This window comes from Motilimonas sp. 1_MG-2023, from assembly GCF_030547455.1.
In the GTDB taxonomy this organism is placed as follows: domain Bacteria; phylum Pseudomonadota; class Gammaproteobacteria; order Enterobacterales; family CBDFNC01; genus Motilimonas.
Map to the genome: position 1 here is coordinate 1 of NZ_JAUOPX010000094.1, position 1,880 is coordinate 1,880.

At 50.4% G+C, this 1,880-nt stretch carries 1 protein-coding gene; it reads left to right on the plus strand.

Features of this window, described 5'->3' with window-relative positions; translation table 11 throughout:
* Positions 1–511 precede the first annotated feature (511 nt).
* On the plus strand, positions 512–1,852 hold the full coding sequence (ltrA, locus tag Q4519_RS21515; protein ID WP_303515951.1) for a group II intron reverse transcriptase/maturase: 1,341 nt from the start codon (positions 512–514) through the stop codon (positions 1,850–1,852).
* Positions 1,853–1,880: the final 28 nt, after the last annotated feature.

Here is a 1,880-nt window from a genome sequence, read left to right on the forward strand (position 1 = left end):
AGGACATCCAGTGCGCCGAGCTAAATCGGTAGAAGATTGGAGGTGAAAGCCCTCTGACTGGTAAGACCTAGCAAGTCGCCAGTACCCCGAGTCATGGGCGGCGTGCCGTGAGGCACGCGGTTAAGCGTTGACAGGGGAAGCCATAGGCTAAGTATTGAGCTGCGTAATCACCCTTTATGTGTGTTGACCTTGTTGGATGAAGGGGAAAGCAATATAGACCTGAGGCGTTATGCGAGTTTCAGGCTAACACATCGCAGTCGTAGACCTTACGCATGTGGTGATGTCTTTTATGCGGAACTCGGGAGGTCTTGTCGTTAGCTTGCGGAGCAGGCAGCAACTAGGAAGCGAAAGTGCATAGCTAGTTGCCATTAACGGCAAGAAGTCGGATCCATTCATAGTAGTGAGGAAGCAGACGAACAATCATGGTCAGTGTTAAACGCATTACCCTTGAGAGGAGTCCGTGGAGCGAAGGGATGGAACAAAGAGAAAGTCGATCAACAGGCGTACGACCATGACTCAGAGCATGGAGCATCTGCGTGACTCGTTGACTCGACTAGGTGACGCCGCAAGGCGGCACAAAGATCTGCAATTCAATAATTTACTGCACCATATTACCCTTGATTGCTTGTTTCAGGCGTTCTACCACCTGAACAAACAAGCGGCGAAGGGCGTGGACGAACAGGACTGGCATAGCTACGCCGAAGGGCTAGCTCAGCATTTGCCACGTCTGCATCAGCAAGTGCAATCGGGGCGCTATCGAGCACAGGCGATCAAACGCGTGTGGATTCCCAAAGCGGACGGCTCACCGCGACCGATTGGCATTACCAGTATCGAAGACAAAATTGTGCAGCAGGCGGTGGTCTGGGTGCTCGAAGCCATTTATGAGCAAGACTTTCTTGGCTTTAGTTATGGTTTTCGCCCAAATCGCAGTCAGCACCAAGCGCTCGATGCGGTATACATGGCCATTAGCGTGAAAAAGGTGGGGTGGATCATTGATGCCGACCTCAAAGCCTTTTTCGATACGCTCAACCATGACTGGATGACGAGGTTCTTGGAGCATCGTATTGCAGATCGGCGTGTTTTACGGTTAATCAAAGGATGGTTAACCGCGAAAGTACAGGATGGTAAACAGAGCCAAAAGAGCAGCCTTGGCACACCGCAAGGCGGTGTCATTTCGCCTTTGCTTGCCAATATCTATCTGCACTATGTGCTGGATTTATGGGTACAGCAATGGCGTAAACGGCGCAGCTGTGGTGACGTGTACATAGTGCGCTATGCCGATGATTTTATCATTGGCTGCCAATATCGCGATGATGCAGAAGGGCTGTTGCATGCAATTAAGCAACGCTTTGCCAAATTTGCGCTGAGTCTCAACGAGCAGAAAACCAAGCTGATAGAGTTTGGTCGCTTTGCCCGTCAAAACCGCGCGCAACGCGGCCAAAGCAAGCCTGATACCTTTGACTTCTTAGGGTTTACCCACGTGTGTGGCGAAGCACTATCAAGTGGCAAGTTCATGCTCAAACGGTACACCATTAAGAAGAAAGCGCGGGCTTTTCTTGCGCGGGTAAAACTCTTTATCCGCAATGGCATTTGCTACTCACCCTATGCGGTGGGGAATAAGCTAAAGCAAATCCTAACGGGGTACTTTAACTACTTTGCCATACCGGGAAATCAAGCGCGTATCGGCATGATACGCACCGAGGTTTGCAAATATTGGCTGAGAACCCTCAGAAGGCGGAGCCAAAAAGGACGAACGTTCAGTTGGCGCCGACTCAAAGGATTAGTGATGCTATTTATCCCGCATACTCGAGTGAGGCACCCGTACCCGAACCAACGGTTAGTAGTTAAATAATGCAGTCACCTTAGACTCAATGTAGGAG

Coding starts and splice junctions, on each gene's coding strand:
- ltrA (WP_303515951.1), top strand. CDS start 512: ATGACTCAGAGCATGGAGCATCTGCGTGACTCGTTGACTCGACTAGGT.